We start from the raw sequence: 20561 nt of genomic DNA on the forward strand, positions 1-20561 counted from the left end.
AAGGAGCCTCGCCATGAACACCGCCCAATCCGCTTCGTCCGTTCACGCCGACCTGATCGACCGCTACTTCGACGCATGGAACGAACCCGACGTCGCGCGCCGCCGCGCGCTGATCGACGCGACCTACGCGAGCGACGCGGCCTATCGCGATCCGCTGATGACCGGCGACGGCCACGCAGGCATCGATGCGATGATCGCGGCCGTGCAGGCGCGCTTCCCCGCGTTCCGCTTCCGCCGCACGACCGACGTCGACGGCTTCGGCCAGCACCTGCGGTTCTCGTGGGCGCTCGTGTCGCGCGACGGCGCGGCGATCGTGAAGGGTTCGGACTTCGGCACCGTCGACGCGTCGGGCCGCCTCGCGACGGTCACGGGTTTCATCGACGAAATGCCGGCCGCGGCGTCGTGACACGAGCGATGCATGCGCAACGGCCCCCGGGATCGGGTAACGTTATGCGATTCGTTCCTGATCCCGGAGACTACCCGACATGCTGAAGAATCTCGACCCGCTGCTGCACGCCGACATCCTGCACACGCTGCGCGCGATGGGCCACGGTGACGAAATCGCGATCTGCGACGCGAATTTCCCGGCCGAATCCGTCGCGGAGCACACGGTGGTCGGCCGCGCATTGCGGATCGACGGCGCCGATTCGGCGCGCGTCGTGCGCGCGGTGCTGTCCGTGCTGCCGCTCGACACGTTCGTCGACACGCCCGCGTGGCGGATGGAAGTCGTCGGCGATGCGGCGGCGGTGCCGCCCGTGCAGCGCGAGGTGCAGGCCGAGATCGACCGCGCCGAAGGGCGCGCGGTGCCGCTCGCGGGCATCGACCGGTTCGCGTTCTACGAGCGCGCGCAGCAGGCCTACGCGGTGATCGTCACCGGCGAGCTGCGCGGCTACGGCTGCTTCATCTTCAAGAAGGGCGTGTTGTTGAGCGACGCGGGCTAAACGCCCTTTCCAGGCCGCCGCCTTCGGGCCGCGCGGCCGCCGCCGTGTAAAGATTTGCTACAACCTTTTTCTTGGACACGGCCGAAACTCTGTCTATGCTGGCCCATTTGCCGCGGGCCCCGCAGGGCCGCGCGGCGCCGAGCCGTCCGGGCGCGCCCCGGGCGGGCGGCCGAATTGCATACGAGGAGAGAGGCATGACGCGTTCCGTCGATTCCGGCGTCATTTTTTTCGCGCGCCTGGCGCTGGCGGCGTTGTTCCTGTGGGGCGGCGTGATGAAGCTGCTCGGCTACGGCGATTTCATCGGTTACCTGCATGGGCTGAACGTGCCGTATCCGCAGGTGATCGGGCCGGTCGTCGTCGCGATCGAGGGGCTGGGCGGGCTGCTGCTGATCGTCGGCTACAAGGTGAAGCCGCTCGCGCTGCTGATGGCGTTCTACACGGTCGCGACCGCGATGGTCGGGCACAATTTCTGGGACGCAACGGACGCCGCGGTCCAGCACGACATGGTGATCCATTTCTGGAAGAACATCGCGATCGCAGGCGGTTTCCTGCTGCTGTACGTCACGGGCGCCGGCGGTGCGAGCATCGACGGCCTGCGCCGGCCGAGTACGACGTACGGCAGCCTGCGCTGATCGCACGCACGCACGCCGTTGCCGTTGCGCTGACGCCAAACAAAAGGGCCGGATCCCGCGGGATTCGGCCCTTTGTTCATGGTGCGGGCGTGCGCGCCGGCGCTCAGTGCGTGGCCTTCACGTCCTTCGCGTCCTTCGAGAACTGCACGGCGATCGCACCGAGCACGCAGATCGTCGCGACATACACGACCGGCGCGAGCGGATTCGACTTCATCATCAGCGACACGATCACCGGCGTGAGGCCGCCGAAGATCGCATACGCGACGTTGTACGAGAACGAGATGCCCGAGAAGCGCACGACGGCCGGGAAGCTCTTGACCATCACGAACGGCACCGCGCCGATCGTGCCGACCATGAAGCCCGCGATCCCGTAGTAGAGCGGCAGCGTCGACGCGTCGGCCGCGACCTGCACGAACAGCAGGTAGTAGCACGCGGCCAGCCCGATGCCGCCGATGCCGAGCACGCGCTTCGCGCCGATCCATCCCGCGAGCGAGCCCGCGGTGATGCAGCCGGCCGTCAGGCACAGCGTCGCGACGCTGTTCGCGAACAGCGTCGTCGCGGGCGTCAGGTGGAACTGCTTCTGCAGCAGCGCGGGCGTCATCAGGATCACGACGACGATCGCGGCCGACAGCATCCACGTCAGCAGCATCGACACGATCACCGCGCGGCCGTGGTCGCGCAGCACGGCCTTCAGCGGAATCTCGGCCGCGAGCGCCTTCTTCGCCTTCATCTCGGCGAACACCGGCGTCTCATGCAGCCAGCGGCGCAGGTACACGGAGAACAGGCCGAACACGCCGCCGAGCAGGAACGGGATGCGCCACGCGAACGCGCCGACTTCGGCGGTCGAGTAACGGCTGTTGATGCCGGCGGCGACGAGCGAGCCGAGCAGGATGCCGGCCGTCAGGCCCGCGGTCAGCGTGCCGCACGCATAGCCGATGTGGCGCGACGGCACATGCTCGGACACGAACACCCACGCGCCCGGCACTTCGCCGCCGACCGCCGCGCCCTGCAGCACGCGGAACAGCAGCAGCAACACCGGCGCGAGGATGCCGATCGTGTCGTAGGTCGGCAGCAGGCCCATCAGCAGCGTCGGCACGGACATCATCAGCACGCTCAGCGTGAACATCCGCTTGCGGCCGAACAGGTCGCCGAAGTGCGCCATGATCACGCCGCCGAGCGGGCGCGCGAGATAGCCGGCCGCGAAGATGCCGAACGTCTGCAACTGGCGCAGCCAGTCGGGAATGTCGTGCGGGAAGAACAGTTGCCCAATCGCCGGCGCGAAGAACACGAAGATGATGAAGTCGTAGAACTCGAGGGCGCCGCCGAGTGCGGCAAGGCCAAGGGTCTTGTAGTCGCTGCGCGTGAGCGCGCGTTCGGCGGCGCGAGGCACGCCGCTCAATTCGGAAGCTTGCATGGTCAGGACGATCGGTTTTCGAATGGTGTTGTCGGTGCTGCGTCTCCAGGGCCCGCTATCGGCATGGACTGACAAGGCGCGGCTTGCCTCGTCGAAGCGTGCCGCGTGCCGGGTGAGGCACGAAACACGCGCCGCCGCACCGGGATGGGGCATGGCGGGGGCGAAGCGTCAAAGCGGGTGGGGGGATTCTACAGGAGCGCAAAATGTGCGCGCGCGAGTGTGCGGCGAGGAACGCATCGGACTGCGAAGCCGAGGCCGACGCAAAAGCGCGCGCGGCGCGGGCGGCCGGTGAGCCGCTGGCGCGCCGCGCGGGGCAGGGTCTCGCGTATCAGTTGCCGGCGATCGTATCGACCGGCTTGAACGCGCCGTGCTCGACCTTGTAGATCGTCACCGGCGCATCCTTCAGGTCGCCCTTCGCGTCGTACGCGATGCCGGGGGCCGACACGCCCTTGATCGACACCTTGCCGAGATACGGCGTGTACACCTTCGGGTCGGTCGAGTTCGCGTCCTTCATCGCGGTGAGCAGCGCGATCGTGCCGTCATACGCGTACGGCGAGTAGGTGATCACGTCTTCGTTGAAGCGCGCCTTGTAGCGTGCCGCGTAGCCGGCGAAGCCGGGCATCTTCTCCTTCGGCAGTCCGCCCATGTAGACGATCGCGCCTTCGGCCGCGTCGCCGCCGACCTTCAGGAACGTTGGCGAGCGCGACATCTCGCCCGTCACGAACGCCGACTTCATCCCGAGCTGGCGCATCTTGCGGATCATCGGCGACGATTGCGCGTCGCCGCCGCCGTAGAAGATCGCGTCCGGGTTCATCCCCTTGAGGTTGGTCAGGATCGCGGAGAAATCGAGCGCCTTGTCGTTCGTGAAATCGCGCTTGATGATCGTGCCGCCCGCCGCCTCGACGGCTTTCGCGAATTCGTCGGCGATGCCCTGGCCGTAGGCCGTGCGGTCGTCGATGATCGCGATGCGCTTGAGGCGCAGCGTCTTCACCGCGTAGGTGCCGACGATGCGGCCCGCCTGCGCGTCGCTCGTCAGCAGCCGGTAGGTCGTCTTGTAGCCGCGTGCCGTGTATTGCGGCGACGTGGCCATCGAGATCTGCGGCAGCCCCGCGCGATCGTACAGGTCGGACGCCGGAATGCTCGTGCCCGAGTTGAAGTGCCCGATGATCCCGCGGACGTTGTCGTCGATCAGCCGCTGCGCGACGGTCGTGCCCGTGCGCGGGTCGGCCTGGTCGTCCTGCGAATCGAGCTGGAACGTGACGGGCTTGCCGCCGATCGTCGGACGCGTCGCGTTGAAATCGGCGATCGCGAGTTGCACGCCCTTCTGCATGTCCGTGCCGTAGTTCGACTGCGGGCCGGTCAGCGGTGCGGCGAAACCGATCTTGACGACGTCGGCGGCAATGGCGTGCGCGCCCGACAGTGCGCAGGCAGCGGCCAGCGCGACGTGCGATACCTTCAGCTTCACTTTCACTTCCCCTTGATGGCGTGGTTGGGCCGCCGCCGGCTGGCGGGCCGGCGCCGGTAAACCGGGCGAGACGGTTCGGTCGGCAGGCCGATGCGAGGGCCGTGCGTGCTTGCCGCGTGCTGTCCGGGCTGTGCTGGAATCGGCGCGCATGATGGCCGATGCCGCAGGCCGTGCACGCCGATTGCTGCCGTGGCGGAAGGTCGTCTCGTGACCGTGAAGCGAAGTCTAGATAGCGAAAATGCATGCGTCTTGCGCGTTCGGTGCGCGGCCGGCGACGATATCGGCATATCGTCGATAACCCTGATATATGCCGAAATCGTCACGCCGGATGCGCAAACGCGCCAAGACGCTGCCCGTGCGCATTTCTATGCTGGCGAGTTCGGGCGCGCGGTGCCGGTGTGCGGGTGAGCCGGTGAGCTCGCGGCATGCCGGCATCGGCGCATGCGTGACTGCTGCGTTGGCGCAAGCGGATTCGCGGCCGGTCGATGCACGCGCGGCGCAGTGGTTGCGCACGCAACGTATGTCGCATGACGATGCCGGCCGATCGTCGGCGCGATGCGACGGCCGCCGCCAACTTGCCCGCCTTTGCGATCGGCGCGACGCGATCGAAGGGGCGCTTCTATAATCGACGCCATCTGCCACTCGCATTGCGGTTGCCGGGATGACGACCTTGCTTGCCGTACCGCCCATGAGCCTGTCCGAACCGTTGCGCTACCAGCCCGACAACGCCGATCTCGGTGCGATGCTTGTGCACTTCCGCCTGCTCGAACCGGTGTTCGATGCGCTGCCGGACGTCGCGTTCTTCGTGAAGGATGCGAGCGGCCGCTACGCGATCGTCAATCGCACGCTGGCGATGCGCTGCGGCTACAAGGACAAGCGTGACCTGCTCGGCAAGACGGCCGACGAAGTGTTTCCGCGCCGCTTCGGCCGCAGCTATTTCGAGCAGGACATGGCGACGATCAACGCCGGCCAGCAACTGACGGACCAGCTCGAGCTGCACCTGTATCCGGGCCGCCAGCCGGGCTGGTGCCTGACCTGCAAGGAGCCGCTGCGCGATGCCGCGGGCAGGGTGGTCGGCCTTGCGGGCATCTCGCGCGACCTGAAGGCGCACGAGGGTTCCCATCCGGCATACAGCCGGCTTGCCGACGTGGTCCAGCACATCCAGGATCACTACGTGCAGCCGCTGAACCTGAAGCAGCTCGCGCAGATGGCCGGGATGTCGGTCGCACAGCTCGAACGCTACTTCCACAAGGTGTTCCACCTGACGCCGCGCCAGGTGCTGCTGAAGACGCGGCTCGATGCGGCCACCGCGCTGCTCGTCACGCACGACAAGGTGACCGACGTCGCGGCGCTATGCGGCTATACGGATCACAGCGCGTTCACGCGCCAGTTCAAGGCGACGGTCGGCGTGACGCCGACGGAATACCGGCTGATGCTGCAGGAGCGGGCGGGGTGACGCGACACGCCGAAAGGGCCGGCGAGTCGCAGGGATCGGGGCGATACGGGGAAGCGGGGTAACGGTGAAAGCGGCGGCTCAGCGGTAGCCGAGCCCTTTCAGGATGGCGGTGCCGTCTTCGGTCAGCCGGAAGCTGGGTGCCGTATCGGCGTCGAGCTTGATCATTTCGACGAGGCCGGCTTCCTGCAGCGCAGGCAGTTCGGGTTTCGCGTTCGCGCCGATCGGTGCGTGCAGCAGCACGAGCAGCGTCGCGATTTCATGATGACTGAGCAGGCGGCGCAGCATCGTCTTCTTTGCAGGGGGCGCGGCCTGGCGGCCCGCGGGTGATTCTACGGCGCTCATCGCTTTCCTCCTTTTCGAGATAACCATCGGGTACTGGTTGCGGATGGTGCCGTCGAAGACTTAAGCGATTCTTAAAACCGCGGCGGGTGACGGGATGCTGCGCTGCGGTATGGGTTACGGGATGTAACGCCATACGGAACGCGGCTTTCGGCCCGATCGCTGCCAACCGCGCGGGCCGGTGCGCGGCCGTGCGATTCACCACGATGGTGCGCATTCGATGCGGCTCTCGGGAGCAGCAACGAGCCGTGAATGGGACTCGGCCCCGAAGTCCCGCCTCGCTTCCTTCCCTTATTTTCTGCGCTGCGCCTGTGCGGCGAGCCGCACGGCCGCATTTGCCGCGCCGTAGCCGTCGTATCCGCCACGCCGCTCGACGATTTCGAGCGAGAAGCGGTTGTCGACCAGTTCCGTGTACGCATGCAGGAATTCGCCGCCGTGCTCGTCGCGGTCGTACAGCAGGTGATGCGTGCTCAGCGTGTCGATCAGTTCGTCCGGCAGCGCGTAGCGTGCGGCGAGGTCGTCGTAGTAGTTCGGCGGAATGCGCAGGAACGGAATGCCGTCGGCCGCGAACGCGGCGATCGTCTTCACGATGTCGTCCGTGCGGAACGCGACGTGGTTCAACCCCGTGCCGTGGTAGCGGTCGAGCGATTCGGCGACCGCCGTATGCCGGTCGACCGACGCGTTCAGCGCGATCCGCACCGAGCCGTCGGCGCTGCGCACCGCGCGGCTGCGCATCAGCCCGTACGGGTCGGGCACGAGCCAGCTGCGTTCGGCCTCGAAACCGAACGCCGTCTTGAAGAACAGGATCCAGGTATCGAGCGCGTCGGCCGGCAGTGCGAGGCACACGTGGTCGATGCCCGTCAGCGGGCCGACTTCGCTCGGGCCGTCGATGTCGGTCAGCACGAAGTCCGATTCGTACAGCGTCGGCGCGTTCGGCGCTTCGTCGACGAAATACTCGAGGCTGCCGTCCGGCGCCTGCACGCCCGGCAGCACGCGTTCGTTCGGCCCGACGCGGCCGGAGAACGGCGCATAGCCGAAGCCGGCTGCGCGCTCGAACGCCACTTTCGCGTCGTCGACGCGGAATGCCGATGCGCACAGCGACAGCCCGTGCTGCTGGAAGAACGCATCGGCGAACGAGTCGCGCTCCGCATTCAGCACGATCGACGCGGCGCCGTGCTGGAACAGCGTCACGTCCTTCGACCGATGCCGGCCCGCGAGCCGGAAGCGCATCCGGCCGAGCCATTCGCCGACGGTCGCCGCCGCCTGCGCGTCGACCGCGAATTCGATGAACTGGAACCCGACGTGCGCGGGCGGCGCCGGCGGCGCGAACAGCGGCTGGCTGGCGGCCGGCGCGCGGCCGTCCTGCGCGAGCCGCTCGCGTGTCAGCTCTTCCAGATAGAGCAGCGAGCGATGGCCGTCGGCGGCCGTGATCGCGGTCGGCGCTGCGCGGAAGCCGTCGTTGAAGATCTCGAGCGACAGCGGCCCCGTATAGCCCGACTCGATCACCCGCGCGGTGAAGCGCGCGAGGTCGAAATCGCCCTGGCCCGGGAACGAGCGGAAATGGCGGCTCCATTCGAGCACGTCCATCGCGAGCTTCGGCGCGTCGGCGATCTGCACGAACGCGATCCGGTCGCCGGGGATGTCGGCGATCGCATCCGGCGAATCGTCGAGCGACAGCGTGTGGAAGCTGTCGAGCGCAAGGCCGAGGTGCGGGCTGTTCACGGCATTCACGAGTTTCCACGCATGGCCGTAGCGCTTCACGACGCGGCCCCACGCGAGCGCTTCGTACGCGGCGACCACGCCGGCCTGCCGCGCGGCTTCGGCGAGCGCGCCGAGCTGGTCGACGAGCAGGCCGTCGTCGGCGATCGTGTCGGCCGACACGTTGCTGCACACCAGGATGCGGTCGGTGCCGAGCGCATGCATCACGTCGAACTTGCGCTTGATCCGGTCGAGGTTGCGCGCGAGCTGGGCCGCGCTCACGCCCTCGAAGTCGCGAAACGGCTGGAACAGCACGATGTCGAGGCCGAGATCGGCGGCCATGCGCCGGACGTCGGCCGGCGATCCGTCGAAGTAGACGAGGTCGTTTTCGAAGATTTCGGCGCCGTCGAAGCCTGCGGCCTGGATGGCGGCGAGTTTCTCGGCGAGCGTGCCGGACAGTGACACGGTGGCGATCGAGCGCTGCATGGGCGAATCCTGCGGATGAGCGGGGCATGGCGCCGGTCGAACCGGCCCTGAATGAACCAGTCGTTGAGTTCACGACGAACGCCATATCCCGAATTTACTGGGCTAGTGATGCGTATTGTACAAACTAACTAGGTGGTACAAATTAGCGAAAACCCGAAAAGACAGCCCGCATTCCCGGGCGCACACTAGCGCCAAATTCCGATGTTTTCGGGGCGATGCCGGTCACGGTCCGCCCCCGTTTTAGGAGCAGAATCACCATGAACAAGCACAAGGTGCTGGTGCTGAACGGCCCGAACCTCAATCTGCTGGGGACGCGCGAGCCCCATATCTACGGCGCGGAAACGCTCGCCGACGTCGAGCAGCGCTGCCGCACGGCGGCGGAAGGGCTCGGGCTGGAAATCGACTTCCGCCAGTCGAATGCCGAGCACCAACTGATCGACTGGCTGCACGCCGCGCGTCACGACACGCACGGCATCGTGATCAACCCGGCGGCCTATACGCATACGTCGGTGGCGCTGGCCGACGCGCTTTCCGCGATCGCGAAGCCGGTGATCGAAGTGCATATCTCGAACGTGCATCGCCGCGAAGCGTTCCGTCACCATTCCTATGTGTCGGCGGTCGCCGAAGCCGTGATCTGCGGCTGCGGCACCGAAGGCTACGTGTTCGCACTGCAGCGTCTGGCGACGCTGTTCGCGCAGGGAGCCGCGCGATGAGCCGCCCGTCGTTTCTGATCGGCCTGATCGGCCAGGGCATCGGCGGCTCGCTGTCGCCCGCGATGCACGAGGAAGAAGGATTCCGCCAGGGGGTCGGCTATGTCTACCGGCGCATCGACCTCGACGTGCTCGGCGTGACCGTCGACGCACTGCCGCAACTGCTCGATACCGCGCAGCGGATGGGCTACAACGGCCTGAACATCACGCATCCGTGCAAGCAGCGCGTGATCGAGCATCTCGACGCGCTGTCGGACGATGCGCGTGCGCTCGGCGCGGTGAACACCGTGCTGTTCAAGGACGGCAAGCGGATCGGCCACAACACCGACTGGTCGGGCTTCGCGAAATCGTTCCGCCGCGGGTTGCCCGACGCGTCGCTCGAACGCGTCGTCCAGCTCGGCGCGGGTGGCGCGGGCGCGGCGGTTGCGCACGCGGCGCTGCAGATGGGCGCGGCCGAACTGACGATTTTCGATGTCGACGGCACGCGCGCCGCGGCACTCGCGGCCGAGCTGCAGCAGCGCTTCCCCGCGGCACGGGTCGCGCAGGGCGGCGATCTCGCGGACGCGATGCGCACTGCCACCGGCCTGATCCACGCGACGCCGACCGGCATGGCCAAGCATCCGGGCCTGCCGCTGCCGGCCGAACTGCTCCACGCGGGCATGTGGGTGGCCGACATCGTGTATTTCCCGCTCGAAACCGAACTGATCCACGCAGCGCGTGCGGCTGGCTGCGCCACGCTGCCGGGTGGCGGAATGGCCGTCTACCAGGCCGTCGACGCGTTCGAGATATTCACCGGACGCCCGCCCGACGCCGAGCGGATGTTCGATCACTTTCAGTCGCTCGTCGCGCGCTGACCCCTTACAGAAAGAGAGACCAGGAGACAACCATGCAGCACACCACTCACACGAGTGCCGCGCCGGCGCAGGCCGCCGGCACGGTCCGGCGCACCTCGGCGCGCTACAAGATCCTCGCGCTGCTCGCGATCGGCACGATGATCAACTATCTCGACCGCACCGTGCTGGGGGTGGCTGCGCCACAGCTCACCAAGGAGCTCGGCATCAACGCGGCCGTGATGGGCATCATGTTTTCCGCGTTTTCATGGACGTACGTCGTGATGCAGGTGCCCGGCGGCCTGTTCCTCGACCGCTTTGGCAGCAAGATCACGTATTACTGGTCGATGACGCTGTGGTCGCTGTGCACGTTCCTGCAGGGCTTCGTGCCGGGCGTCGCGACGCTGCTCGCGTGCCGGCTCGGTCTCGGCGTGACGGAAGCGCCGTGCTTCCCAACCAACAGCCGCGTCGTCGCGACGTGGTTCCCGCAGAACGAGCGTGCGATGGCGACGGGTACCTACACCGTCGGTGAGTACATCGGCCTCGCGTTCTTCAGCCCGGTGCTGTTCGCGCTGATGGGTGCGTTCGGCTGGCGCTCGCTGTTCTGGGTCGTCGGCGCGGTCGGCATCGTGTTCGGCCTGATCTGGTGGAAGTTCTATCACGAGCCGCGCAACCATCCGGGCGCGAACTCGGAGGAACTCGCCTACATCGAGGCGGGCGGCGGTCTCGTGCACGGTGTGCGCAAAGGCGACAACGGCGGCAAGGCCGCGCAGACGAAGTTCAGCTGGGCGATGGCCGGCAAGCTGCTGAAGAAGCGCCAGCTCGCAGGCATCTGCCTCGGCCAGTTCGCCGGCAACTCGACGCTCGTGTTCTTCCTGACCTGGTTCCCGACCTACCTCGCCACCGAGCGCCACATGGGCTGGCTGAAGATCGGCTTCTTCGCGGTGATGCCGTTCATCGCCGCGTCGGTCGGCGTGATGTTCGGCGGAATCTTCTCCGACTGGCTGCTGCGTCGCGGCAAGTCCGCGAACCTCGCGCGCAAGCTGCCGATCATCGCAGGGCTGCTGCTCGCGTCGACGATCATTCTCGCGAACTACGTGCAGAGCAACGAAGCCGTGATCGCGATCATGTCGGTCGCGTTCTTCGCGCAGGGGATGGCGGCGCTCGGCTGGACGCTCGTGTCGGACATCGCGCCGGACGGCCTGCTCGGCGTCACGGGCGGCATCTTCAACTTCGCGGCGAACCTGGCTGGCATCGTCACGCCGCTCGTGGTCGGCTTCATCGTCGCGTCGACCGGGTCGTTCGTCGGCGCGCTCGTGTTCATCGGCGTGATCGCGCTGATCGGTGCGGCGTCGTACATCTTCGTTGTCGGCGATATCAAGCGGATCGAGCTGTAAGCACCGGCTCCACGCACATTGCGTGCGTTGGCCCGGCAGCCGCAAGGCCGCCGGGCTTTTTTGTCTGCGCGTGCCGGCGGATCTGCGAGCTGGCGTATGACCGCGCTCATGCGCGCTGCACCGCGATGCCGAGCGATTCGACCGCCTGCGCGATCGCCGCGACTGCGCGCCGGATGTCGCCCGAATCGATCGCGCCGATGCAGCCGACGCGGAACGTCTCGAGCTGCGTGAGCTTGCCCGGATACAGGATGAAGCCCGCGTCGCGCACCGCGTCGTAGAAGCGGCGGAAATCGTAGGCCGGGTGGTCGGGCGCGTGGAACGTGACGATCACCGGCGCCTGCACGCTCGCATCGAGGAACGGCGTGAACCCGAGCGCACGCATCGATTCGACCAGCGTCCGGCAGTTGTCCAGGTAGCGCGCGCCGCGCGCCGGCTGGCCGCCTTCGGCGAGATACTGGTCGAGTGCGGCGCGCAGCGCGGCGATCACGTGCGTCGGCGGCGTGAAGCGCCACTGGCCCGTCTTGCGCAGGTACGCGTACTGATCGTGGAGATCGAGCGCGAGCGACGGCGAGTTGCCTTCGCTCGCGTCGAGCGCGTCGCGCCGCACGATCGCGAACCCCATCCCCGGCACGCCTTCGAGGCATTTGCCGCTTGCCGAGATCAGCGCATCGATGCCGCTGCCTGCCAGCGCGATCGGCAGTGCGCCGAACGAACTCATCGCGTCGACGATCAGCCGCTTGTCGTGGCGCCGGCACACGGCGGCGATGGCGTCGAGCGGGTTCAGGATGCCGGCGCTCGTCTCCAGATGCACCTGCGCGACGTGCGTGATGCGCGGCTCGCGCGCGAACGCGGCTTCGATCGCGGCCGGATCGACGGCCGCGTCCTCGCCGAACGGCAACGCGATCGCTTCGATACCGAGCCGGCCGAGGATCTTCAGGATGCGCGCACAGTACGCGCCGTTGTCGGGCACCAGCACGACGCCGTCGCGCGGCACCAGCGTGCCGAGCGCGGCTTCGACCGAAAACGTGCCGCTGCCCTGCATCGGTACGCATACGTACTCGTCGCCGCCGTGCGCGATCGCGACGAGGTCTGCGCAGACGCTGGCCGTCAGTTGGTTGAACGCGGTATCCCACGAGCCCCAGTCATGTTGCATTGCGTGGCGGGTTGTGGCGGACGTGGTGAGCGGGCCGGGCGTAAGAAGAATCGGATCGGACATGGTTTTCCCTTGCAAAAGTCGGAAGAAACGCCGAACGGCATTTCTGAGCGACTTGCATAATATTGGCAAAATGTGTCATTTTTTGGAAATTGCTGCATTCGTCACGGGTTTGTCATCGAACGCTGTGATCCTTCGCTTGCCGCGAGAAACCACCCACTGCGCGGCAGCGAGGCGGGTCGTTTAGCGGCCCACCCGGAGATAACAGGAGAGCCGGATCGTGCCCCCGGCCATTTGGTGTTCCGCCTACGGAGAAGTCAGATGACACTGCAGAAACCCTCGCGCGCCGCTGCCGGCGCGTTCCGCAAGCTTGCGCTGGCTGCCAGCGTCGCCGGTCTGATGGGCGCCGCGCTGCCCGCGCATGCGGCGAGCGCGGTCGTGCTGTATACGGCGGACGGTCTCGAGAACCTCTATCGCGATGTGCTGCCGGCCTTCGAGAAGAAGGAAGGCGTCAAGGTCAACATCGTGACGGCGGGCAGTGGTGAAGTCGTCAACCGCGCGAACATCGAGAAGAATTCCCCGAAGGCCGACGTGATCGTCACGCTGCCGCCGTTCATTCAGCAAGCCGGCCAGATGGGCCTGCTGCAGTCGTACCAGAGCGTGAACTACAAGAACGTGCCGGCCATCGCGAAGGCCGAGGACGGCACGTGGGCGACGTTCGTGAACAACTACTTCTCGTTCGCGATCAACCCGGACGTCGTGAAGAACCAGCCGAAGACGTTCGCCGACCTGCTGTCGCCGGCCTACGCGGGCAAGGTCGCGTACTCGAACCCGGCCACGGCCGGCGACGGGATGGCCGTGCTGATCCTGACGACCTCGCTGATGGGCGAGGACAAGGCGTTCGACTACCTCGCGAAGCTGTCGCAGAGCGTGAAGTTCCACACGAAGGGCACGGGCTACCTGAACGTGCTGCTGTCGCGTAACGAAATCAGCGTCGCGAACGGCGACCTGCAGATGGACCTCGACGATGCCGAGCACGGCGCACTGTCCGTCAAGCCGATCTTCCTGGCCGCGAAGGATGGCGACCAGCCGACCACGTTCCAGCTCCCGTACGGCATCGGCCTGATCAAGAGCGGCTCGAACCAGGACGCCGGCAAGAAGCTGATCGACTACCTGATGTCGACGGAAGTGCAGTCGAAGGTGCCGGACATGTACGGTATCCCGGGCCGCACGGACGTGCCGCTGGCCGGCAAGAACGGCGAAGCGGTCAAGAAGGCGATCGCGGGCGTGAAGCTGATCCCGGTCGACTGGTCCCAGGTGATGGCGAAGAAGCCGGTGTGGATCGAGCGCTGGAAGAAGGACGTGATCGGCAGCTCGGGCAAGCAGCTCGACGTCGTCAAGCCGAAGTGATCGGCGCACGTCGCCTGAATGAGTGAGCGAGAGGATGAACCCGGTGGAAACCACCCTGACCCATCCCGGCGCATTCGGCGCCGCCGGACCGCAGGCAACGCTGCGGTCCGGCGCGCCGGGCGGCGTGCGGATCGAACACCTGAGCGTGCGCTACGGCGCACGTACGGTGCTGGAAGATCTGTCGCTGTCGATCGGTGCCGGTGAATTTTTGACCGTGCTCGGCAAGAGCGGCTGCGGCAAGACCACGCTGCTGCGCTTCATCGCCGGGTTCGTGAAGGCCGACGGCCTGACCGGCACGCTGACCGTTGCCGGACGCGACCTGACCCATGCGCCGCCGCACAAGCGCAACCTCGGTCTGCTGTTCCAGAATTACGCGCTGTTCCCGCACCTGTCGGTGTTCGAGAACGTCGCATTCGGGCTGCGCGCACGCGGCATGTCGTCGTCGGAAGTGACGCGCCGCGTCGCCGACGCGCTGAAGCTCGTGCAGCTCGGCGATGCGGGCCATCACCTGCCCGCGCAATTGTCGGGCGGGATGCAGCAGCGCGTCGCGCTGGCGCGCGCGCTCGTGATCGAGCCGGACGTGCTGCTGCTCGACGAGCCGCTGTCGGCGCTCGACGCCAACCTGCGCGCATCGGTGCGCAGCGAACTGAAGGCGCTGCACGAGCGCCTGCCGAACCTGACCGTCGTCTGCGTGACGCACGACCGCGACGACGCGCTCGTGCTGTCCGACCGCGCGCTGCTGATGCGCGACGGCCGCATCGCGCAGCTCGGCACGCCGCAACAGCTGTACGACGCGCCGCGGGACGGCTACGTCGCGCGCTATCTCGGCCCCGCGAACCTGTTGCCGCCGCATGTGATCTTCCCGCTCGGCGATTCGCGCCATGAAGTGCGCGGCAAGGTTGCCTGCGTGCGTCCCGAGCGCCTGACCCTGATGCGGCCCGCCGCGGGCGGGCTGCACGGCACGGTGTCGTCCGTCGAATGGCAGGGCGCGGACCTGTCGATCGCGGTCACGATCGATGCAGCGCCCGACGAGCCCGTGCGCGTCACGATGCAACGCGGCCGTGGTGCGGCTCCCGAGCGCGGTGCGCGCGTTTCCCTGCATTGCGAGGCAGACGATGTCGTCCTTATCGAGCCCTGAAGCCGGCCTGCCGCCGCACGTGCTCGCGTCGGCCGCCGCGCACGCCGCCGCCGCGCGACGCCGCAAGCGCATGGGCGACCTGCACCTGGCCGCACTCGCGGTCGTCGTGCTGGGCCCGCTCGTCGTCTACCCGCTGGTGCGGCTCGTGCTGCTGAGCGTATCGGGCGACCACGGGCCGAGTTTTGCCGCGTACCGCACGTTCTTCGCCAACCCCGACACGCGCAGCGTGCTGCTGACGACGCTCGGCGTGTTGTTCGCGAGCGCCGGCACCGCGTCGGTGCTCGGCGTGCTGCTGGCCGCGCTGCTGTTCTTCAAGCCGTTTCCGGGTGCGTCGATCGTCACGCGCTTCCTGGAGCTATACGTCGCGTTCCCGTCGTTCCTCGTCGCGTTCACGCTGATCTTCCTGTACGGCTCGCAAGGCTCGATCAGCATCGCGCTGCAGCACCTGTTCCATCTCGAGAATCCGCCGCTCGATTTCCTGTTCGGCATCGGCGGCGTGATCCTTGCGCAGACCGTGTTCTATACGCCGTTCGTCGTGCGGCCGACGCTCGCGTCGTTCGCGACGCTCGACCTGCGGCTGATCGAAGCCGCGCGCAGCCTCGGCGCGTCCGGCTGGATGCTCGCCCGTCGCGTCGTGCTGCCGATCGCGTGGCCGGGCATCGCCGCCGGCACGGTGCTGTGCTTCCTGCTGACGCTGAACGAATTCGGGATCCTGCTCGTGCTCGGCAGCGCGCGGCTCGTGACGCTGCCGGTCGCGATCTACAGCAGCGCGACCGTCGATCTCGACCTGCCCACCGCGTCGGCCGGTGCGGTCGTGATGCTCGCGCTGTCGCTGGCGCTGTATGCGGTTTATCGCCGGGTGAACCGGCGCGCGACAGGAGGGAACGATGTCCGCTGAATTCCGTATCGGGCAAGCCGTGCCGCGCCACCAGATCGGCTGGAGCGACACGGTGCTCAAGTATGCGTCGCGCGCGGCGCTCGCGCTGGCCGCGTTCGCGTGCTTCTGGCTGTTCGTGTTGCCCGTGATCGTCGTCGCGCTGTCCAGCGTGTCGACGCAATGGTCGGGGACGATCTTGCCGGCCGGCTACAGCCTGCGCTGGTTCGAGCGGCTTGGGTCGCCGGAATACGATGCACTGCTGACCAGCCTGGAAATCGGTTTCGGCGTGTCGGCGGTCGGCACGATCCTCGGGCTGTGGCTCGCGCTGGCGCTCGAAGGGCGCGATCGGCACGGCCTCGGCGCCGTGGTCGACGCGCTCGTGATGGTGCCGAACGGTGTGCCGAGCGTCGTGCTCGGGCTCGCGGTGCTGATCGCGTATCACCAGAAGCCGGTCGACCTGTCGAGCTCGGCGGCGATCGTCGTGCTCGTGCAGCTCGCGCTGATCCTGCCGTTCTGCTATCGCTGCGCGGCCGCCGCGCTGCGTCCGGAACTGACCGTGCTGCGCGAAGCGGCGGCGAGCCTCGGTGCGCCGCCCGCGATGGTGCTGCGCCGCGTGCTGCTGCCGCAGCTCGTGCCGGCGCTGCGCGCGAGCCTCGCACTCGGCTTCGCGCTGTCGCTCGGCGAGCTCGGCGCGACGCTGACGGTCTATCCACCCGGCTTCGCGACCGTGCCGATCGTCGTGATCGGCCAGGTGGAGCGCGGTTATTACCTTCCGGCTTCGGCGCTGTCGCTGCTGATGCTCGGTGCGTCACTCGCGGCGCTGCTGCTGATCGCCGCGCGCGTGCCGCGCGGCAAGCAGGTGGCCTCATGAACGCCGCGTTCGCGTTGCGCCAACCGGGAGAAGCGTCGGCAGCCGGCGTATCGACGGATCTCGCGGGGCGCGCCGTCGACGTCAACGACCGACACTACCGGCTACCGGTCGAGCCGACCGTCGTCGTCTGCGTCGACGGTTGCGAGTACGACTATCTCGAGCGCGCGGTGGAAGCGGGTGTCGCGCCGTTCATCGGCAGGATGATCGCGGAAGGCACGGCCTGGCGCGCCGATTGTGTCGTGCCGACCTTCACCAACCCGAACAACCTGTCGATCGTCTGCGGCGTGCCGCCGTCGGTCCACGGGATCTGCGGCAACTATTTCTGGGACCCGGCCGCCGACGGTGGGCGCGGCGCCGAAGTCATGATGAACGACCCGGCCTACCTGCGGGCCGGCACGCTGCTCGCGGCGGCGTCCGACGCCGGTGCGCGGGTCGCCGTCGTGACGGCGAAGGACAAGCTGCGCCGGTTGCTCGGCTGGCAGCTGAACGGCATCTGCTTTTCGGCCGAGAAGGCCGCGCAGGCGAACCTCGCGGAAAACGGGATCGCCGACGTGCTCGACTGGGTCGGCCTGCCGTCGCCGGACGTCTACAGCGCGGCGTTGTCCGAATTCGTGTTCGCAGCCGGCGTGCGGCTTGCGCAGACGCGCCAGGTCGACCTGATGTACCTGTCGACCACCGATTACGTGCAGCACAAGTGCGAGCCGGGCAGTGCCGGCGCGAATGCGTTCTACGCGATGATGGACGGCTACCTCGCGCAGCTCGACGCGCTCGGCTGGGCGATCGGCCTCACGGCCGACCACGGGATGAACGCGAAGCACGATCCCGCGACGGGCCGGCCGAACGTCATCTATCTGCAGGATGCGTTCGACGGCTGGTACGGCGCGCGGGCTGCGCGCGTGATCCTGCCGATCACGGATCCGTACGTCGTGCACCATGGCGCGCTCGGCTCGTTTGCGACTATCTACCTGGCGCCTGGCGTCGACCGGGCCGAGGCGATGTGGCGCGTCGGCAGCCTCGACGGTGTCGAGCTCGTGCTCGACAACGCGGAAGCTGCCGCACGTTTCGAGCTGCCGGCCGACCGGATCGGCGATCTCGTCGTGATCGGCCGCCGCGACATGACGCTCGGCACGCGCGAGCGCGAACACGATCTGTCGGGCCTCACGGTGCCGCTGCGTTCGCACGGCGGCGTGTCGGAGCAGGAAGTACCGCTGCTGTTCAATCGCCGTATCGAGCCGGCCGATCCTGCGCGTCGCCCGCGCAACTTCGACGTGTTCGATTTCGTGCTGAACCGGGTCGCGACATGATGGCTCATCCCCGACACGATCACCCGGCGTTTCGCGCAGAGGCGCTGCGCTGGTGCGGCACGCGCGCGACGCGCGAGCGCACGCTCGACGTCATGGACCCTTACACAGGCATGCGCGTCGGGACGGTGCCGCTGGCGAGCGTCGACGATGTGCGCGCGGCATTCGACTACGCGATGGCGTACCGGTCGACGCTCACGCGTTACGAGCGTTCGCAGATCCTCGAGCGTGCGGCCGCGCTGTTGCGCGAGCGCACCGAGGAAGCATCCGACCTGATCACGCTCGAATCGGGGCTGTCGAAACAGGATTCGCGCTACGAGATCGGCCGCGTTGCCGACGTGTTGAAGTTTGCGGCGGTCGAGGCGCTGCGCGACGATGCGCAGAGTTTTTCGTGCGACCTGACACCCCACGGCAAGGCGCGCCGCGTGTTTTCGCAGCGGCAGCCGCTCGATGGCGTGATCGTCGCGATCACGCCGTTCAATCATCCGATGAACCAGGTGGCGCACAAGATCGCACCGGCGATCGCGACCAATAACCGCGTAATCGTGAAGCCGTCGGAGAAGGTGCCGCTGTCGGCGTTCTACCTCGCCGACCTGCTGTACGAGGCCGGGTTGCCGGAGCCGATGCTGCAGGTGCTGACCGGCGATCCGCGCGAGATCGCGGACGAACTCGTCACGCACCCGCATGCGTCGCTGATTACCTTTACGGGCGGCGTGGCGATCGGCAAGGCGATTGCCGCGCGGGCCGGCTACCGCCGCGTCGTGCTGGAACTGGGCGGCAACGATCCGCTGATCGTCCTCGACGATGCCGATCTCGAACGCGCGGCGTCGCTGGCGGTGCTCGGTTCGTACCGGAATTCGGGCCAGCGCTGCACGGCCGTCAAGCGGATGCTGGTGCAGCGCTCGATTGCGCCCGCGTTCACCGAATTGCTCGTCGAGAAGACGCGAGCATGGAAGTACGGCGATCCGTTCGATTCCGCAAATGAAATGGGCACGGTGATCGACGAGGTGGCGGCGCGGCTGTTCGAGGCGCGCGTGAGCGAGGCGGTCGCGCAGGGCGCGCGCCTGTTGACCGGCAACGTGCGGCGCGGCGCGCTGTATGCGCCGACCGTGCTCGACAACGTCGATCCGTCGATGACGATCGTGCGCGAGGAGACCTTCGGCCCGGTGTCGCCGGTGATCGCGTTCGACACGATCGACGACGCGATCCGGATCAGCAACGGGACGGCGTTCGGGCTATCGTCGGGCGTCTGTACGGACAGTACGGCGGCGGTCGTGCGGTTCGTGAACGAGCTGAACGTCGGCACGGTGAATGTATGGGAGGTACCCGGATACAGGATCGAGCTGTCGCCGTTCGGCGGGATCAAGGATTCGGGGCTCGGTTACAAGGAAGGCGTTCAGGAGGCGATGAAGAGCTTCACGAACCTGAAGACGTTTTCGCTGCCTTGGGAGTGAACGAATGGCATTGACGGTGGAAGAGATCCACGGGCTGTATCGCGAGCATGGCCATGTGGCCTATAGCGGTGAGCCGGTCACGCAGCTCGAGCATGCATTGCAGAGCGGGTTGCTGGCGGAAGAGGCGGGGGCGGACGAAGCGCTGGTCGCCTCGGCGGTCCTGCACGATCTCGGGCATCTGCTGAATCGCCAGGGCGAGACGCCGAGCGCGCGCGGGGTCGACGATCTGCATCAGTATTACGTGCTGCCGTTCCTGCGGCCGCTGTTTTCCGACGCGGTGCTGGAGCCGATCCGGCTGCATGTCGACGCGAAGCGCTGCCTGTGCCGCACCGACGCCGGCTACTTCGAGAGGCTATCGCCGGACTCGGTGCGCAGCCTTGCGCTGCAGGGCGGTATCTTCAGTGAAGAGGAGACGGCGGCGTTCCTGCAGCGCCCGTTCGCGGAAGACGCGCTGCGTCTGCGCCGCTGGGACGATAGGGCGAAGGAAGAAGGCAAGGCGACGCCGGATCTCGATCACTATATGGAGATCGTCGCGCGCCAGGTGCGCGCGGCCTGACGGTTCGGCTGCCTCTCTATATAAGGCCCCGCACGCGCCAGCGTGCGGGGCCTTATATTTTTTGAGAAACCTCTTGCGCGAATGTTGCGAGCTACCTACAATCACGCCTCTTTCGCGCTAACGGAAACGCGGCGCGGAAGAGGGAAGCAGGGTCGGTGGTGTGCGGCAGTGTGGCGCGCGCAGCTGGCCTGGAAGTTGAGCCCCGCAGTCGCAACGATGCAGTGTTAAAAAGTTGTTGACGAGCTGCGAAACACGGTTCATAATCTCGTTTCTCTGCTGCTGAAAACGCAGCGCTGCCAGGAACCACGAAGTTCCTCGCAGAATGCTCTTTAAAAATTAACAGCCGATAAGTGTGGGCGCTTGATGGAAGCGAGCTGATCCTCGGATCAGATAGCGAAAGTATCAAGAGTCTCACACTAAAGTAAGTCAGGTT

The 20561-nt window shown here is 67.1% G+C and carries 19 protein-coding genes; 14 read left to right on the forward strand and 5 right to left on the reverse strand.

From position 1 onward, the window contains the following. Positions 1-13: 13 nt before the first annotated feature. The 3 genes from G3N64_RS23815 to G3N64_RS23825 all read left to right on the forward strand — a co-directional run bounded on the left by G3N64_RS23815 (position 14) and on the right by G3N64_RS23825 (position 1573). Positions 14-406, forward strand: a complete 393-nt coding sequence (locus G3N64_RS23815; RefSeq protein ID WP_205786101.1) for a nuclear transport factor 2 family protein — start codon at positions 14-16, stop codon at positions 404-406. 79 nt (positions 407-485) lie between these two features. Further along, positions 486-941 (forward strand): RbsD/FucU family protein, encoded by a 456-nt coding sequence (locus tag G3N64_RS23820; RefSeq protein WP_021159305.1) that lies wholly within the window; start codon positions 486-488, stop codon positions 939-941. 194 nt (positions 942-1135) lie between these two features. Next, a complete protein-coding gene (locus tag G3N64_RS23825; RefSeq protein ID WP_205786102.1) occupies positions 1136-1573 on the forward strand; it encodes a DoxX family protein in 438 nt (145 codons plus the stop codon). Positions 1574-1676: 103 nt separating this feature from the next. Here the strand turns inward: G3N64_RS23825 and G3N64_RS23830 are convergent, their stop codons facing one another. Together G3N64_RS23830 and G3N64_RS23835 are read right to left on the reverse strand one after the other, a co-directional pair. Next, positions 1677-2987, reverse strand: coding sequence for an MFS transporter (locus G3N64_RS23830; protein WP_205786103.1), 1311 nt, complete (start codon positions 2985-2987; stop codon positions 1677-1679). Positions 2988-3315: 328 nt separating this feature from the next. Then, on the reverse strand, positions 3316-4452 hold the full coding sequence (locus G3N64_RS23835) for a branched-chain amino acid ABC transporter substrate-binding protein (RefSeq protein ID WP_205786104.1): 1137 nt from the start codon (positions 4450-4452) through the stop codon (positions 3316-3318). Between the two features lie 661 nt (positions 4453-5113). Here G3N64_RS23835 and G3N64_RS23840 point away from each other — a divergent pair. Further along, positions 5114-5908 (forward strand): AraC family transcriptional regulator, encoded by a 795-nt coding sequence (locus G3N64_RS23840; RefSeq protein WP_205786105.1) that lies wholly within the window; start codon positions 5114-5116, stop codon positions 5906-5908. Positions 5909-5986: 78 nt separating this feature from the next. Here G3N64_RS23840 and G3N64_RS23845 read toward each other — a convergent pair whose 3' ends face one another. Both G3N64_RS23845 and G3N64_RS23850 read right to left on the reverse strand, forming a co-directional pair. Next, positions 5987-6250: a hypothetical protein gene (locus tag G3N64_RS23845; protein ID WP_205786106.1), complete on the reverse strand. Its 264-nt coding sequence runs from the start codon at positions 6248-6250 to the stop codon at positions 5987-5989. A gap of 288 nt (positions 6251-6538) precedes the next feature. Further along, complete coding sequence (locus G3N64_RS23850; RefSeq protein WP_205786107.1) at positions 6539-8431, reverse strand: sugar phosphate isomerase/epimerase and 4-hydroxyphenylpyruvate domain-containing protein; 1893 nt, start codon at positions 8429-8431, stop codon at positions 6539-6541. Between the two features lie 257 nt (positions 8432-8688). On the opposite strand from G3N64_RS23850, the gene aroQ reads away from it, so the two are divergent. Genes aroQ through G3N64_RS23865 form a run of 3 tightly spaced genes read left to right on the forward strand, consistent with a single transcriptional unit; the run spans position 8689 to position 11368 of the window. Then, positions 8689-9144, forward strand: coding sequence for a type II 3-dehydroquinate dehydratase (gene aroQ, locus G3N64_RS23855; protein WP_205786108.1), 456 nt, complete (start codon positions 8689-8691; stop codon positions 9142-9144). After that, positions 9141-9995: a shikimate dehydrogenase gene (locus G3N64_RS23860; protein ID WP_205786109.1), complete on the forward strand. Its 855-nt coding sequence runs from the start codon at positions 9141-9143 to the stop codon at positions 9993-9995. The genes aroQ and G3N64_RS23860 overlap by 4 nt, the downstream gene beginning before the upstream one ends. A 32-nt stretch (positions 9996-10027) precedes the next feature. Next, positions 10028-11368, forward strand: coding sequence for an MFS transporter (locus G3N64_RS23865; RefSeq protein WP_205786110.1), 1341 nt, complete (start codon positions 10028-10030; stop codon positions 11366-11368). Between the two features lie 106 nt (positions 11369-11474). Here the strand turns inward: G3N64_RS23865 and G3N64_RS23870 are convergent, their stop codons facing one another. Next, entirely contained in the window at positions 11475-12584 is a 1110-nt protein-coding gene (locus G3N64_RS23870; protein WP_205786111.1) for a 2-aminoethylphosphonate--pyruvate transaminase, read from the reverse strand. 258 nt (positions 12585-12842) lie between these two features. Here G3N64_RS23870 and phnS point away from each other — a divergent pair, with 258 nt between their 5' ends. From phnS to G3N64_RS23905, 7 genes are read left to right on the forward strand one after another with little or no spacing between them, the layout of a single operon-like run. Continuing rightward, on the forward strand, positions 12843-13931 hold the full coding sequence (gene phnS / locus G3N64_RS23875; RefSeq protein ID WP_205786112.1) for a 2-aminoethylphosphonate ABC transporter substrate-binding protein: 1089 nt from the start codon (positions 12843-12845) through the stop codon (positions 13929-13931). 34 nt (positions 13932-13965) lie between these two features. After that, entirely contained in the window at positions 13966-15069 is a 1104-nt protein-coding gene (gene phnT, locus G3N64_RS23880) for a 2-aminoethylphosphonate ABC transport system ATP-binding subunit PhnT (RefSeq protein ID WP_205786113.1), read from the forward strand. Next, positions 15047-15967, forward strand: coding sequence for a 2-aminoethylphosphonate ABC transporter permease subunit (gene phnU, locus G3N64_RS23885; protein ID WP_205786114.1), 921 nt, complete (start codon positions 15047-15049; stop codon positions 15965-15967). The genes phnT and phnU overlap by 23 nt, the downstream gene beginning before the upstream one ends. Beyond that, positions 15957-16817, forward strand: coding sequence for a 2-aminoethylphosphonate ABC transport system, membrane component PhnV (gene phnV, locus G3N64_RS23890; protein WP_205786115.1), 861 nt, complete (start codon positions 15957-15959; stop codon positions 16815-16817). The genes phnU and phnV overlap by 11 nt, the downstream gene beginning before the upstream one ends. Continuing rightward, on the forward strand, positions 16814-18121 hold the full coding sequence (gene phnA / locus G3N64_RS23895) for a phosphonoacetate hydrolase (RefSeq protein ID WP_205786116.1): 1308 nt from the start codon (positions 16814-16816) through the stop codon (positions 18119-18121). The genes phnV and phnA overlap by 4 nt, the downstream gene beginning before the upstream one ends. Beyond that, positions 18118-19572, forward strand: a complete 1455-nt coding sequence (gene phnY / locus G3N64_RS23900) for a phosphonoacetaldehyde dehydrogenase (RefSeq protein WP_205786117.1) — start codon at positions 18118-18120, stop codon at positions 19570-19572. The genes phnA and phnY overlap by 4 nt, the downstream gene beginning before the upstream one ends. Positions 19573-19576: 4 nt before the next feature. Further along, positions 19577-20128 carry a phosphonate degradation HD-domain oxygenase gene (locus tag G3N64_RS23905; RefSeq protein ID WP_205786118.1) on the forward strand — a complete coding sequence of 184 codons (552 nt, stop codon included), beginning with the start codon at positions 19577-19579 and terminating at the stop codon, positions 20126-20128. Positions 20129-20561 lie beyond the last annotated feature (433 nt).

This window comes from Burkholderia sp. Ac-20344 (genome assembly GCF_017104975.1).
Taxonomy (GTDB): Bacteria; Pseudomonadota; Gammaproteobacteria; order Burkholderiales; family Burkholderiaceae; genus Burkholderia.